Raw genomic sequence first — 12,722 nt, 5'->3', positions numbered from 1 at the left:
TATTTATCGTCACGAATGCAAGGAACCGCCATGCTGGATGCAAATCTCAAAACCCAATTGAAAAGCTATTTGGAAAAAATCGTGCAGCCGATTGAGATCGTTGCGTCGCTGGACAACGGTGACAAATCGCATGAACTGCAAGCGCTGCTGCAGGAAATCGCGGCGCTGTCGGAACGCATCACGCTGATCGAGCGCAGCGACGACAACGAACGCAAACCCTCGTTCTCCATCAACCGCCCGGGTGTCGATACCGGCATCCGCTTTGCCGCGATTCCGATGGGCCACGAATTCACTTCGCTGGTGCTGGCCTTGCTGCAAGTCGGCGGCCATCCGGTGAAACTGGACGACGCCGTGATCGAGCAGATCCGCAACCTGGACGGCGATTACGTATTCGAAACCTATATCTCCCTGTCTTGCCAGAACTGCCCTGAAGTCGTGCAGGCCTTGAACGTGATGGCGCTGATCAATCCGCGCATCCGCCAGTCCACCATCGATGGCGCACTGTTCCAGGACGAAGTGGAAAAACGCGAAATCATGGCCGTGCCAACCACTTACCTGAACGGTGAAGTATTCGGCCAGGGCCGCACCAGCGTCGAAGAAATCCTCGCCAAGCTGGATACCGGCGCCGGCGCCCGCAAGGCAGTCGAACTGAGCGCTAAGGCGCCTTACGACGTACTGATCGTCGGCGGCGGGCCTGCCGGCGCGGCCGCGGCGATTTATGCTGCGCGCAAAGGCATCCGCACCGGCGTGGTGTCGGAACGTTTCGGCGGCCAGGTGCTGGATACGCTGGCGATCGAAAACTTCGTGTCCGTCAAGGAAACCGAAGGACCGAAATTCGCCACCGCGCTGGAACAACACGTCAAGAGCTATGAAGTCGACATCATGAATGTACAACTTGCCTCCGAGCTGGTGCCAGGCAAGCTGATCGAAATCAAGCTGGCCAACGGCGGTTCGCTCAAGAGCAAGACCGTAGTGCTGGCCACCGGCGCCCGCTGGCGCGAAATCAACGTGCCGGGCGAACGCGAATACCGTAACCACGGCGTCGCCTACTGCCCGCACTGCGACGGCCCGCTATTCAAGGGCAAGCGCGTGGCGGTGATCGGCGGCGGCAATTCCGGCGTGGAAGCAGCAATCGACCTGGCCGGCCTGGTGTCGCATGTGACGCTGATCGAATTCGGCGATGAGTTACGCGCCGATGCGGTGCTGCAACGCAAGCTGCACAGCCTGAAAAACGTTACCGTGATCACTTCGGCGCAAACTACCGAAATCACCGGCGACAGCAAGAAGGTCAACGGCCTGGTCTACAAGGACCGCAAGACCGCGGCCGTGCATACGGTCGAACTGGAAGGCGTGTTCGTGCAGATCGGCCTGGTGCCGAACACCGAATGGCTGAAGGGCACGATTGCCCTGTCGCGCCATGGCGAAATCGAAGTCGACGCCAAAGGCCAGACCTCGATCCCCGGCGTGTTCGCCGCCGGCGACGTCACCACCGTGCCGTTCAAGCAGATCGTGATCGCGGTGGGCGAGGGCGCCAAGGCCTCGCTGAGCGCATTCGATCACCTGATCCGCAGTTCGGTGTCGGATGAAGAAGATAGCGTGGCAGAAGCCGAGACTGCAGCCGCCTGAGTCAATCGCTTGCAATGAAAAAAGCTGGCTGAACCTTGGTTCAGCCAGCTTTTTTTTGGATAACGGCATTGCAGCTGCTGCCAGCCTGGTCAGCAGCTCTCGGCCAGATTACTTGTGGTCGTCAGCATGCTTGTCGGGGTGAGGGTTGCCGCCGTCATGATGGGCCTCGTGGTTTTGCGGCTGCGCCGCCGGATGCGGAGCTTGCATCTGAGGTTGCGGTTGCGGACGCGGCTCAGGTCTTGCCATCGGCTGAGCTTGTGGCTGCGGACGCGGTTCAGGCCGCGCCATTGGCTGGGGCTGGGGCTGCGGGCGTGGTTCCGGACGGTTGAACGCTGGCGCTGGCGCCGGAGCGGGCGCAGGGCGATTCATTTCCGGATGCATCTGACCGCCGTTAGGACGGTTCTCAAACTGCTGCGGCGGCCGGTTTTGCACGTTTTGCGGCACTGGCTGCGGTTTCGGCATGTCAGCCGGCCGCTGGAAATTCGGCCGCTGCTGATTGCCGCCAAATGGGTGCTGATTCAGGTTGACCGGCGGCCGTTCCTCAAGATTCCGCGGCACGGCGGGCGCATGGGTCAAGGCGTTTTGCTGTAGCTGGTTGGGCACCGGCCAGCCATTCTGACCGGGTTGAGCAAAGCCAGGATGCTGCGGCACGCCGCCGGGCTGCGCCTGGTTCGGCGCCGGATGCACGAACCCTGGCCGCGCCAGCTGGTTTGCGGTCGCGGCGGCCGACGGTCCCCCCGCCGGCGGGACCCGACCGAAATTCGGCCTTGTCATGTTGTTGAAATCCGGTTGCCCGTGGTTCGGCCTTGGAGCAGCGGCATTCGGTGCGGCATTTGGACCGGGATGTACTTGCTGCGGATTGTTTTGCTGGGCAAAATTCGGACGTGCCGTATTGAAATTGGCAACGCCGTTGCCTGGCTGGCCACCCGGGCGGCCATTCGGGAAAGCCGGGTTGTTCGCCTGGCCGGGCCCAAAGTTGTTGCGGGTATTGTTGTTATTGTTATTGCTATTGTTGTTGCTATTGTTGTTATTGACGACGGTGCTGTTGTTGTAATTGTTGGTCACACGGTTGACGATCGTGGTGGAACGCGACACATACGTGTTGTTGTTGTACACCACAGCCGGCCGGTGCCAGCCGCCGTGATCGCGATCGCCATCCCCGCGCCAGTTGCCGCCGCCACCTCCGCCGCCCCAGTGCACGCCCCAGGAATTCCAGCCCCAGTTGTGATGTTCGATCAGCGTGCCGACGGCAATCCCCAGGCCGAAGGTCAGCACGCCTGCCGTGACGATTTCGCCTGGCGGGTAGTAGGCTGGTGGCGGTTCATAGGCATAACCCGGATACACCGGTTGCGGCTCGCCGTAGACTACCCCCGGATTGTAGGCAGGCACGTAGACCACATCCGGCTCAGCCGGCTCGATGACGATGGTTTCCGGCGGCGGCGGCACCATTTCCGGTCCGTCATAGTAGGCCGGCTCGCCGGGCGGCGGCGCATAACCGGCAGGCGGCGCTGCCTGCACGCGCGGCACCGTGGCGATGCGCTGCTGCTTATTGTTTTTCAGGTTGCCGCTGGCGGCTGCGCGCTGCCGCATCACCTGGATCGCATTCATGACGTCGGTCGGATCATTGACATAAGCGTCGCCGAGCGCCGAGGTCCAGGGAATATTGTGCGCCATCTGATCCAGCACGCTGGGAAACTGTGTCAAGCCTTTGACGCTGACGTCCCAGGGTTGCTGGTTGGCGGCATCCTGCAGTTGCGTGCCTTTCAGATTCTTGTTTTGTCCCAGCCAGTTGTCGGCGGCGGTGACCTGATCGGGATAGCTGGATGCGGCCAGCACCTGCGCCACCAGCTTGTCCGGGAACAGGGCAATCGGTCCGACCAGCTGGTACAGCTGATCGGCGGTAGGCGGCACATAGGCCGGGGCAGCTTGCGCTTGCGGCGCGGCCGGCGCCGCAACAGGTGCGACGGCATCGGTTTTTTTATCGCAGCCGGCGAGCGACATCAGCGCTACGCAAACAGACGCGCCAAGCAATAACGACACGGGTTTCTTATTTTTATTCATTTTTTGCTCCAGACAACGGGAATGGGTGATGTTTACAAGCTAGCACGTCACTTTGCATTGACTACAATGGGTTACAAACTCTTGCATATCTCACATTATGCAAACCAGCTGCGTCCATATTTACGGTTAACGCCTGCTTAAGGGATCTCGATGACATACACGGACACAGGCATCAGCCAGAATGTTTACACTTGTTAAAGCCATAATGACGGGATCCGAGGATACTTGTCGGATTGAACCTTTAGACAATGCAAACCTCACAAAACCATGACTACATCCAAATTTCGTCCGGGGCGCATCTTTTTATGGTTGCTGGCAGTGCTGGCGCTGCTGATCGCCATATGTGCAGCGCTGGTCCTCACTTTCGACTGGAACCGTGCCAAGCCATGGCTTAACCAACGGGTCAGCGAAGCCGCCGGGCGGCCGTTCGCGATTCGCGGCGATCTGGCGCTGACCTGGCAAAAATCGCAGAGCGATCTTGACAGCTGGCGCCGCTGGGTGCCCTGGCCGCGACTGAGCGCGAAGGATATCGTGCTGGACAATCCGGATTGGGCCAAGACCGGACCGCACATGGCGGAAATCGGCCAACTGACGTTTTCGCTGAGTCCCTTGCCTTTGCTGGCGCACCGCATCGTGCTGCCGTCGCTGGAATTGGAAGCGCCGGTGCTGGCGCTGGAACGCAAGCCGGATGGCGTCAACAACTGGACCTTCCAGTCCAGCGGACCGTCAGCCTGGCAGCTGGACCTGCAAAAACTGGTGCTGGCCAAAGGTACCGTGCGTTTGCTGGATCCGGTCAGCAAGCTGGATATCAAGGCGGATATCGACAGCTTGCCCGTGACCAGCCCGGAAGGCTACGGCATCGGCTGGAAAGTCAGCGGCAGCTTCAACAAGGCGGCGGTCAGCGGCGACGGCAAGGCGGGCGCCGTGCTGTCTTTACAGAACAGCAGTACGCCCTATCCGCTGCAGGCCAATGTGCGCGTCGGCAAGACAGCGATCGGCGTGAAAGGGACGCTGACCAAGCCTAGCGACCTGGCCGCGCTTGACCTGCGCCTGAAGCTATCGGGCGCCAGCATGTCCAACCTGTATCCGCTGACCGGCATCGTGCTGCCGGCGACGCCGCCGTTTTCCACCGAGGGACGGCTGATCGGCAAGCTCAGCAGCGCCGGCGGCGACTGGACTTACGACAAGTTCAGCGGTCGCGTCGGCTCCAGCGATTTATCCGGCACGCTGGAATTTGTCGCACAAAAACCGCGGCCTTTGCTGAAGGGCACGCTGCTGTCCAACCAGCTCAGGCTGGAAGACCTGGCGCCGCTGATCGGCGCCGACTCCAATGCCAGCAAGGCGAATCGCGGCGATGGCGCGGCGCAGCCTAGCAACAAGGTGCTGCCGGTGGAACAGTTCGATACCAGCCGCTGGGGCAGCATCGATGCCGACGTCAAGTTCACCGGCCGCAAGATCGTGCGCGAGAAGGAGTTGCCGATCCAGGATCTGGTCGCCGACCTGCATCTGAAAGACAGCGTGCTGTCGCTGACGCCTCTGAATTTCGGCGTCGCCGGCGGCAACCTGATTTCCAACATCAAGCTGGACGGCAGCGGCAAGCTGATCAAGGCCGACATGAAAATTTCGGCGCGCCACCTGAAAATCAAGCAGCTGTTCCCGACTTTCGAATCGGCCCAGGCCAGCCTCGGCGAGATCAATGGCGATGCCTCCCTGTCGGCGGTCGGCAATTCAGTCGCTAGCCTGCTGGGCAGTTCCAATGGTGAGCTCAAGACGCTGATCAACCAGGGCACCATCAGCAAATTCCTGCTGGAGGCTGCCGGCCTGAATATCGGCAATGTGGTCATCACTAAGCTGTTCGGCGACAAGCAGGTCAAGCTGAATTGCCTGGCCAGCGACTTTGCGGTGACCAAAGGCGTGATGGACGCCCGCACCTTTGTAATGGATACCGACGACGCGGTCATCAACGTCCAGGGCCAGATCAACCTGGCGCAGGAATCGCTGGCGCTGACGGTCAAACCGGAAACCAAGGGCATGCGGATTTTTTCACTCAGATCGCCGCTGCACGTCTCCGGCACGTTCAAGAATCCGGACGTCGGGGTCGACAAGGGCATACTGGCGCTGAAGGCCGGCGGTGCAATTGCGCTGGGCGTGCTGGCGCCGGTGGCGGCGGTGCTGCCCCTGATTAACATCACACCGGCGCAGGAAAACGATTGCGCCGCTTTACTGGCGCGGGCGAAGCAAAAACCGGTGGCGCCACCGCCGGGGAAAATCCTGAAGCAAAGCAAGACAAAGTAAACCTGTCGCTTCGGGAATTCTGCCGCGTGGGCAAGTCCTTTTGCCCACGCGGTTCGCCACCTCATCTATTCATCTATATCTGCGTGGGCACTTATGCCCACCCTACAACTACATCTGTATAGAACTGTAGATCTACAGAGCTATCCCCCAATTTCAATCCAAGCCATCGAAAGCGGCGTCATCCGGTCCGACGTGATGCGGCGAGCGCCAGCTGACGTCGCGCATCGAATGCTGGACCTGGTTCTCCACGCCCAGCAAGGTAGCGAAGATCGCCATTCTTACCGGAATGCCGTTGTCGGTCTGGCGGAAAATCGCCAGGCGTGGGTCGTGATTAAGGTCGGTGCTGAGATCGTTGGCGCCGGGCCGGCCGTCGCGCGGCAGCGGGTGCATGACGATGGTGTCGGGGCTGCAGCTGGCGTTGATCATGGCCTGGTTGATCTGGAAATCCGGGGTATAGCCTTCGATGGCCTCTTCGCCGAAGCGTTCTTTCTGGATCCGCGTGGCGTACACGATATCCGCCCCCTTCAAGCCTTGCGCCAGAGAAGTCGACTGTTCCACCACGTGGCCGGCGCGGGCGATGCGCTCCAGTATATGCGCCGGCATCTCCAGGGTCGGCGGCGCGATCAGGGTAAAGCGCAGGTTGCGGTACAAAGCCAGCAACTTGATGAGCGAATGTACGGTGCGGCCGTACTTGAGGTCGCCTGCCATGACGATGTGGGCGCCGTCGATCAGCTTGCCTAGCCGCGAGAACTCGCGCTGGATGGTGTACAGATCGAGAATCGCCTGGCTGGGGTGCTCGCCAGGCCCGTCGCCGCCATTGATCACAGGAATGTTCGTGGCGCGCGCAAATTCGTCCACCGCGCCTTGTTCCGGGTGCCGTACTACCAAGGCGTCGACGTAACCACTGATGACGCGGCTGGTGTCGTAGATCGATTCGCCCTTGGTCATGGAAGAGAAGGTAAAGCCGGTGGTGTCGCAAACCGATCCTCCCAGCCGGCAAAACGCCGCCCCAAAGCTGATACGCGTGCGCGTGCTGGCTTCAAAGAACAGATTGGCTAGTACGGCACCCTCGAGGATGCGCGAGACCTTCTGACGCCTTGCAATGGGCTGCATGATGTCGGCGATGCGGAACAGCTCCTCCAGCGAGTCGCGGGAAAACTGGTCCACCGATAGTAGCTGCGGCTTGCCGTGATAGCCGATGCGAGAGCGCAGCGGCGTGTTCGGATCTGCAATATATACGCTCTGCGTAAGGCCTTGCGCAACCCTGCTGCCGCCAAGAATTTCAGTGACAAATTTTGTCACGATATCCGGCATGACCCTGTATTCACCGGATGTTTCCGGCAAAAGCCAGGTATCCAATGCGCGTTTTCGGATGCCGATCCGATCCGAAAAATTTTCCCGGGTGAGGTTCAGACGACACATGGCGTCGCGCAAGAAAGTCTGCTGATCGAGCATTCGCTTCTCCTAATATACGCTTTGCGTACATTAATGCTTTCAAATCAGCTTGTCTAGAAATTTTTCTTGAATTGCCATTGCCTACGATTTAAGCAGCTAACGAAATTCCCAGAAAAATGCTTTTATGTTGTTAAAAATACACTAAAGCAGATTGGTTTTCATCGTTTTGTGGATAAGGCTGTGGATATCCTGTTTTCTGATTGTGGACATCGCACCCAGTTTTCCACAGCTGATTTTTTATCCAAGAATTATTCTGCCGGGATACACCGATTACCAAGCTGTTATCCAGTTCGTAAGTACTTGAATGAATAGTCAAATTCCATGTTATCCACAGAAAAGCAGGGTGTTAACTACTATTACTATTTTTATATATAAATCTTTAAATACAAAACCAAAAAGTTTTTTTCTTTTGAAGTTGCTTTTAAAAAACAAACCAAAAAACAAAGCAAAAAAGACAATTTTTCTCGAAAACTCTCTTTTTTCAAGAATTGGAATTGGGAAAAAGCCGAAAAAAAATCTACATGGAAGGTAGATATGGAAAGGAAGAAAATGAACAACTGTGGATAAGTCTTTGGATAACTATAGGAATTTAATGTGCATAAGCGTAGCAGCTATCCACAACCCCTTTTTTATCCAAGAAATGTTCTTACCAGATACAAGGTTTACTCAGCCTTTATCCAAGCCGTAAGTACTTGAATGAATAGTCAAATTCATAGTTATCCACAGAAAAGCAGGGCGTTAACTACTACTACTATTCATATATATAAACCTATAAATGTAAACACGAAGCGCTGTGAAATCCGAAAAAAGGGGAATTTACCCCTTTAAAAACAGCTTTTAGAAAGTCAGTTTCTCCAAATGGTTTCCAATATGGCAAATACTGCTGCTATAACCGGTTCGTCTTTACGTTTTTCCAATGTGATAAACGATAGTTCAGTGGATAAATTGACCGTATCGGAAATAACCAAGCCATGTGCGTGCGCTTCGCGCAATGCAATTGATTCTCTAACAAGAGAAAGTCCGACTCCTGATTTCACCAGATCCAGCATTGATGGTTCCTGGTCCACCAGAGCAACTTTATTCGGCGTAACTTTATATTGTGCAAACGTTTTGCTTAGTAAACGGTGGTGCGCAGATTCCGGCGGGGTCCAGATCCAGGGCAATTTTGCCAATGCCGGCCAGTCTTTTCCGGAAACCCGGTTTTTCCAGCCCGACGGCGCAAGCACGCAGTAAGTAAATTGTGTCAATGTGAGACGGTGAAAACTCTTGTTGGGCGTACCGAGGTAGTAGCCGACATCGAGATGGCCTGATTTGATTTGTTGTAAAACATCGCCCGACATGCTGTGCTGCAATTGTGTAGAAAGCTGTGGATAACTTTCTACCAGACGCCGCAGGAAAGCGCCGAGACGGGTGAATTCTGGATCGAGAATGGTGCCGATCGCGAGTTTTCCGCTCAGTGTTTTTGAATTGCTGGGATGCAAACTTGCGGCTTGCTGGCGGAGCTCTGACATGATGGCAATGGCGCGTTCGGCAAAAGGCAGCAATTTGACGCCTTCGTCGGTTAACGCCATGCCGCTGGGAATACGGTTGAATAATTGCAGGTTCAAGCTGGCCTGCAGCGATTTGATTTGCAGGCTGACCGCGGGCTGGGTGACATGCAGCAATTCGGCTGCGCGCGTCAAGTTGCCTTCACGGGCAACCGTGACAAAGGCGCGAAGTTGAATGAGATCCATATGCTTAAATTTTCATCATAAAGGTTTCGTTATTAGTGTTTCTTATAATGCTATTGATCATAACTCATTGGATTGTTGGCATGCCACACGATATTCTGGGCAAAAAATAATACAAATCGAATTCAACCCCAGACTCAATAAAAGGAATCCTTATGACTACCTCATCAAGCGCCACCCCTTTGATCCAACATTACATCAACGGCAAGGTGACGGAATCGTCCAGCGGCCGCCAGCAAGATGTGTTCAATCCTGCGACTGGCGCGGTTGCCGCCAAAGTGGTGCTGGGCAGCGTCGAAGAAGTCAATGCTGCGGTTGCTGCGGCAGCAGCGGCGGCGCCGGCCTGGGCAGAGACTGCGCCGCTGAAGCGTGCACGGGTGATGTTCAAGTTCAAGGAATTGATGGAGCAAAATCACGAAGCGCTGGCGGCAGCGATTACGCGTGAACACGGCAAGGTTCTGTCCGATGCCAGGGGAGAAGTCACGCGCGGCCTGGAAATTGTCGAGTTCGCCTGCGGTATTCCGCAACTGCTGAAGACGCAATTTACCGACAATATCGGCGGCGGCATCGATAACTGGAACCTGCGCCAGCCGCTCGGCGTGACCGTCGGCATTACGCCTTTCAATTTTCCGGTGATGGTGCCGCTGTGGATGGCGCCGATGGCGATCGCTGCCGGCAATACTTTTATTCTGAAGCCTTCGGAACGCGATCCTTCGCCGTCGTTGATGATGGCTGAGCTGTTCAAGAAAGCCGGCTTGCCGGATGGCGTCTTCAATGTAGTGCAGGGCGATAAGCTGGCGGTTGACACCTTGCTGCAGCATCCGGAAGTGAAGGCAGTGTCGTTTGTCGGCTCGACGCCGATTGCTGAGTATATTTATCAGGAAGGCGCCAAGCGTAAAGGCGCGTATCCATTACGGGTTCAGGCGCTGGGCGGCGCCAAGAATCATCTGGTGGTGATGCCGGATGCGGATCTCGAGCAAGCCGTGGATGCCTTGATGGGCGCGGCTTACGGTTCTGCCGGCGAGCGTTGCATGGCGATCTCGGTAGCGGTCGCGGTCGGCAATGTGGCCGACAAATTGATCGAAGCACTGATCCCTCGTGTAAAGGCTTTGAAGATCAAAAACGGCATGGAAGCCGATGCTGAAATGGGTCCGGTAGTGACGGCTGTGCACAAGGAAAAAATTGAAGGATATATAGCGGGTGGCGTCGCTGCCGGCGCCAAATTGCTGGTGGATGGCCGCGGCTTGAAAGTGGCTGGACTGGAAAACGGATTCTTCCTCGGCGGATCCTTGTTCGACCAGGTGACGACCGAGATGAAGATCTATCAGGAAGAAATTTTCGGACCGGTTTTGTGCATCGTACGGGTGCCTGATTTTGCTGCCGCCGTGAACTTGATTAACGCCCATGAATTCGGCAACGGCGTGTCCTTGTTTACTTCCGACGGCAACACCGCGCGAGAATTTTCACGCCGCGTCGAGGTAGGCATGGTGGGAGTCAACGTGCCGATTCCGGTGCCGATGGCATGGCATTCTTTTGGCGGCTGGAAGCGCTCCTTGTTTGGCGATTCACATGCTTATGGCGAAGAAGGCTTGCGCTTTTATACGCGCTACAAATCGATCATGCAGCGCTGGCCGCAGACGATTTCCAAAGGAGCGGAATTCACCATGCCGGTGGCGAAATAAATGGTGTAAATAATAAAATAAGATTATTGATATAAATAATATTATTGTTTATTTTATGGCTGCAACCGGTGAAGTTTTCACGCCGCTTGCAGCCATGATGGCATTATCAAAGCAATTTTTTCAGAAATCTGAAAATAGAAAGTGACGCATGGAATCAGCAGGCAAATACGACTACATCATCATCGGTGCAGGAACCGCCGGTTGCGTGCTGGCGAATCGTTTGACACAAGATAGTTCGGTCAAGGTGTTGCTGATTGAAGCGGGCGCAAAAGACGATTACATCTGGATCCATATTCCGGTTGGCTATCTGTATTGCATCAATAACCCGCGTACCGACTGGCTATATCGTACCGAGCCTGATGCCGGCCTGAATGGCCGTAGCCTGCTGTATCCGCGCGGTAAAGTGTTGGGCGGCAGTTCGTCGATCAACGGCATGATCTACATGCGTGGACAGGCCCGCGATTACGAACAATGGGCGCAGCTGAGCGGCGATGAATCGTGGCGCTGGGAGCATGTGCTGCCGTTGTTCAAGAAGAGCGAAGATCACTACAACGGCGCCAGCGAATTCCACGGCGCCGGCGGCGAATGGCGGGTGGAAAAGCAGCGCCTGTCATGGAAGATACTGGACGCATTTCGCGACGCCGCGGCCGAAACAGGCATTCCTAAAACCGATGATTTCAACCGTGGCGATAACGAAGGCTGCGGCTATTTCGACGTCAACCAGAAGCGCGGCATCCGCTGGAATGCATCCAAGGCCTTTTTGCGTGCGGCGACCCGCCGCGGCAACCTGGAAATCATGACCGGCTGCCAGGTGCAGCGCTTGCTGCTTGAGCGCGGCGAGCAGGGACTGGTCTGCAAAGGCGTGGAATTTACCGGCGGCGGCAAGCATTGGACTGCCGAAGCCGGCCGTGAAACCTTACTGAGTGCGGGTGCTGTCGGCTCGCCGCAGATCTTGCAGATGTCAGGCATCGGACCGGCGCCCTTGTTACAGCAATATCAGATTCCTGTGATGCTGGATGCGCCCGGCGTCGGCGAAAATCTGCAAGACCATTTGCAGATCCGCATGGCATTCAAGGTCAACGGCGTGCAGACGCTGAATACGATGAGCAGCAGCTGGCTGGGCAAGGCCAGGATCGGCATGCAGTATCTGTTGACGCAGAGCGGTCCGATGTCGATGGCGCCTTCGCAGCTGGGTGCTTTCGCCAAGTCCGACGCTACTCAATCCAGCGCCAATCTGGAGTATCACGTGCAGCCGCTGTCGCTGGAAAAATTCGGCGATCCCTTGCACGATTTTCCGGCTTTCACTGCCAGCGTCTGCAACTTGCGGCCGAGCTCGCGCGGCCATGTGCGGATCGCCTCCGGCAATGCGGACAGTGCGCCAAAAATCACGCTGAATTATCTGGCTACCGAGGAAGATCGCAAGGTTGCCGCGGCTTCGGTATTGCTGACCCGCAAAATCGCCGCAGCGCCGGCTTTGCGGCGCTTTGCGCCGGAAGAATTCAAGCCTGGCTTGCAGTACCGGAGCGAGGATGACCTGATCAAGGCCGCGGGTGAAGTCGGCACCACCATCTTTCATCCGGTCGGAACTTGCAAGATGGGGCGGGACGACGATCCGTTGGCGGTGGTCGACAGCAAGCTGCGGGTCAAGGGGGTAGGGGGCTTGCGCGTGGTCGATGCCTCCGTGATGCCGACCATTACTTCCGGCAACACCAATTCGCCGACCTTGATGATTGCAGAGATGGCGGCGAAGTTCATCATGGGAAGCCGTCTTTAATTGGCGGGTTGTTGTGTGTTTTAAATTATTTTGTAAGACATAGCTGATTTTCCCCTCAGTTTTTGTATAGTATTTCTACGTATTGCCCCGTCAGAGTGG

General features: G+C 56.5%; 7 protein-coding genes. 4 read left to right on the top strand and 3 right to left on the bottom strand.

Translation table 11 applies throughout. The features are described 5' to 3' along the window. Positions 1 to 30 precede the first annotated feature (30 nt). Positions 31 to 1,626 (top strand): alkyl hydroperoxide reductase subunit F, encoded by a 1,596-nt coding sequence (gene ahpF, locus CPter91_RS25235; RefSeq protein ID WP_061945576.1) that lies wholly within the window; start codon positions 31 to 33, stop codon positions 1,624 to 1,626. A gap of 108 nt (positions 1,627 to 1,734) precedes the next feature. Here ahpF and CPter91_RS27540 read toward each other — a convergent pair whose 3' ends face one another. Continuing rightward, entirely contained in the window at positions 1,735 to 3,687 is a 1,953-nt protein-coding gene (locus CPter91_RS27540) for a DUF3300 domain-containing protein (protein WP_082793265.1), read from the bottom strand. A gap of 267 nt (positions 3,688 to 3,954) precedes the next feature. Here CPter91_RS27540 and CPter91_RS25225 point away from each other — a divergent pair, with 267 nt between their 5' ends. Continuing rightward, positions 3,955 to 5,982 (top strand): AsmA family protein, encoded by a 2,028-nt coding sequence (locus CPter91_RS25225; RefSeq protein WP_061945572.1) that lies wholly within the window; start codon positions 3,955 to 3,957, stop codon positions 5,980 to 5,982. Positions 5,983 to 6,135: 153 nt separating this feature from the next. Here CPter91_RS25225 and CPter91_RS25220 read toward each other — a convergent pair whose 3' ends face one another. Both CPter91_RS25220 and CPter91_RS25215 read right to left on the bottom strand, forming a co-directional pair. After that, on the bottom strand, positions 6,136 to 7,437 hold the full coding sequence (locus CPter91_RS25220; RefSeq protein ID WP_061945570.1) for an aspartate carbamoyltransferase: 1,302 nt from the start codon (positions 7,435 to 7,437) through the stop codon (positions 6,136 to 6,138). Positions 7,438 to 8,282: 845 nt separating this feature from the next. Continuing rightward, a complete protein-coding gene (locus tag CPter91_RS25215) occupies positions 8,283 to 9,170 on the bottom strand; it encodes a LysR family transcriptional regulator (RefSeq protein ID WP_061945568.1) in 888 nt (295 codons plus the stop codon). Between the two features lie 152 nt (positions 9,171 to 9,322). On the opposite strand from CPter91_RS25215, the gene CPter91_RS25210 reads away from it, so the two are divergent. Together CPter91_RS25210 and CPter91_RS25205 are read left to right on the top strand one after the other, a co-directional pair. Further along, entirely contained in the window at positions 9,323 to 10,849 is a 1,527-nt protein-coding gene (locus CPter91_RS25210) for a CoA-acylating methylmalonate-semialdehyde dehydrogenase (RefSeq protein ID WP_061945566.1), read from the top strand. 148 nt (positions 10,850 to 10,997) lie between these two features. After that, positions 10,998 to 12,623, top strand: coding sequence for a GMC family oxidoreductase (locus CPter91_RS25205; protein WP_061945564.1), 1,626 nt, complete (start codon positions 10,998 to 11,000; stop codon positions 12,621 to 12,623). Positions 12,624 to 12,722: the final 99 nt, after the last annotated feature.

Origin of the sequence: Collimonas pratensis (genome assembly GCF_001584185.1) — a bacterium.
GTDB classification, from domain to species: domain Bacteria; phylum Pseudomonadota; class Gammaproteobacteria; order Burkholderiales; family Burkholderiaceae_D; genus Collimonas; species Collimonas pratensis.
Note: the sequence above shows the minus strand (reverse complement) of the source record. Positions and strands in the feature narration are given on the sequence as shown.

Coding starts and splice junctions, on each gene's coding strand:
- CPter91_RS25210 (WP_061945566.1), top strand. CDS start 9,323: ATGACTACCTCATCAAGCGCCACCCCTTTGATCCAACATTACATCAAC.
- CPter91_RS25215 (WP_061945568.1), bottom strand. CDS start 9,170: ATGGATCTCATTCAACTTCGCGCCTTTGTCACGGTTGCCCGTGAAGGC.
- CPter91_RS25225 (WP_061945572.1), top strand. CDS start 3,955: ATGACTACATCCAAATTTCGTCCGGGGCGCATCTTTTTATGGTTGCTG.
- CPter91_RS25220 (WP_061945570.1), bottom strand. CDS start 7,437: ATGCTCGATCAGCAGACTTTCTTGCGCGACGCCATGTGTCGTCTGAAC.
- CPter91_RS25205 (WP_061945564.1), top strand. CDS start 10,998: ATGGAATCAGCAGGCAAATACGACTACATCATCATCGGTGCAGGAACC.
- ahpF (WP_061945576.1), top strand. CDS start 31: ATGCTGGATGCAAATCTCAAAACCCAATTGAAAAGCTATTTGGAAAAA.
- CPter91_RS27540 (WP_082793265.1), bottom strand. CDS start 3,687: ATGAATAAAAATAAGAAACCCGTGTCGTTATTGCTTGGCGCGTCTGTT.